This window comes from Acidaminococcus nyctereutis, from assembly GCF_052216985.1.
GTDB classification, from domain to species: domain Bacteria; phylum Bacillota; class Negativicutes; order Acidaminococcales; family Acidaminococcaceae; genus Acidaminococcus; species Acidaminococcus fermentans_A.
Genome location: NZ_JBQOUY010000062.1, coordinates 1 through 1328 on the forward strand (window position 1 = coordinate 1; position 1328 = coordinate 1328).

Annotated in this window: 2 protein-coding genes; both read left to right on the forward strand. The window is 40.3% G+C overall.

The genetic code is table 11. The annotated features are described in order from the left end of the window. The first annotated feature begins 83 nt into the window (after nucleotides 1–83). The gene (locus ACTUHY_RS12860; protein WP_072983483.1) at nucleotides 84–365 is read left to right on the forward strand and encodes a transposase; all 282 of its coding nucleotides are present in this window, start codon (nucleotides 84–86) and stop codon (nucleotides 363–365) included. A gap of 8 nt (nucleotides 366–373) precedes the next feature. Continuing rightward, on the forward strand, nucleotides 374–1276 hold the full coding sequence (locus ACTUHY_RS12865) for an IS3 family transposase (RefSeq protein ID WP_442828004.1): 903 nt from the start codon (nucleotides 374–376) through the stop codon (nucleotides 1274–1276). The last annotated feature ends 52 nt before the right edge of the window (nucleotides 1277–1328 follow it).

Consider the following 1328-nt stretch of genomic DNA (forward strand, 5'->3'; position numbering starts at 1 on the left):
TGGTGCTAGCATATAAATAGGACAAGTCAAACTGAGGTTTTCCATAAAGTGATACAATAAAAGTATATATAGGGGGCCTTAGTATGACGAAGTTCGACAAACAATTCAAAATGGATGCTGTCCAATATTACCATGATCATCGTGATTTAGGACTGATTGGGTGTGCTCATAATTTAGGAATTTCCCAACAGACACTGTCCCGATGGCAAAAGCAATTACGGGATAATGGGGAAATGCCATATCGCGGATCCGGAAACTATGCATCTGATGAAGCCAAGGAAATCGCTCGTTTGAAACGTGAATTACGAGATGCCAAGGATGCCATCAATGTCTTAAAAAAAGCTATCAGCATTCTAGACAAATAATCCCTGCCATTTACCATAGCGTCAAACAGGAAGCCGAAAAAGCCTATCAGGGGAAACGCCATTTTTCGGTATCTGGAGTGCTGGCAGAATTGGGCGTTTCTACATCAGGTTACTATGGATGGAGTCATCGCAAATTATCCAAACAAGCTACGCACCGTAAGGAGGTAAAAAAACAGATTCAAACCATTTACGAAGATTCAAAGCAAATCTATGGAGCACCCAAAATTACTAAATTGCTTCAACAGAAAGGTGAATGTATTTCCGAAAGGACAGTGGGCCTTTACATGCGGCAAATGGGGATTCGTGCTTGTTGGGTCAAGCATTATACCGTTACGACCCAGAGCAGTTGTTTGGATGCCATATTAGTTAACATTCTGCAAGAACAATTTAATCCGCCAAAGCCAGACACAATCTGGTGCAGCGATATTACTTATATTTGGACCACTGAAGGATTTGTGTATTTGGCCAGTATCATGGATTTGTTTTCTCGAAAAATCATTGCCTGGAATTTATCCCGGAAGTTAGATGCATCTGGCATTGTTAGGATGATTCAAATGGCAAAGCAAACCAGGAATCCAGGCCGTCTGGTAGTAATTCACACTGACCGCGGTTGTCAATATCTTTCGCAATCCTATATCAAGGAAACCGCACAGATGTGCCGCAGCTATTCGAAGAAAGGCTATCCATGGGATAATGCCTGCATAGAATCATTCCATGCCTTGATTAAGCGAGAATGGCTGAATCGATTTAAGATTGAAAATTATCAACAAGCCTATATGCTGGTGTTTGAATACATTAACACGTTTTATAATACCGTTCGAATTCACAGTCACTGTAACTATATGTCACCCAATGACTATGAAAAATTATATGCAAACTACAAGAAAAAGGCAGCTTTGATTGCTGGATAACTGATTGATAGAAACCTCAATTTAACTTGTACTCAAACTTGACATAGGACCA

Excerpts from the sequence above, each read along its gene's own strand:
- ACTUHY_RS12860 (WP_072983483.1), top strand. The coding sequence starts at position 84 with ATGACGAAGTTCGACAAACAATTCAAAATGGATGCTGTCCAATATTAC.